The organism is Secundilactobacillus malefermentans DSM 5705 = KCTC 3548 (assembly GCF_001436395.1).
Classification (GTDB): domain Bacteria; phylum Bacillota; class Bacilli; order Lactobacillales; family Lactobacillaceae; genus Secundilactobacillus; species Secundilactobacillus malefermentans.
The window spans coordinates 1-311 of the sequence record NZ_AZGJ01000147.1; the positions used below are offsets into that span (position 1 = coordinate 1).

Annotated in this window: 1 pseudogene; it reads left to right on the top strand. The window is 46.0% G+C overall.

The features are described 5' to 3' along the window. Window positions 1-311: pseudogene (locus tag FD44_RS10230) on the top strand (helix-turn-helix domain-containing protein); the annotation flags it as partial.

Genomic DNA, 311 nt, shown 5'->3' on the forward strand with positions numbered 1-311 from the left:
TTATCACGTTTTCAACGTGGCGCACTAGCACAACTGGTCAATGAGGGGAATAAATCTTACCAAGTAATGGCTGACGCCTTAGGCGTCGCCAAAGCTACGATTAGCTATGAGTTGGACCGGGTTAAACCTTATGATCCAGAATTAGCTCAGCAAGATGCAGATCGCAAAAGGCGGAATTGCGGTCGTCGTTCGATGCTGACGGCAGCATTAGCGACTTTAATTACCAATCACTTACGATTAACCTGGTCACCAGAAACCATTGCGGCCGCTTATAACTTGAGCACTGCGTCAATTTATAATTGGCTTAATCG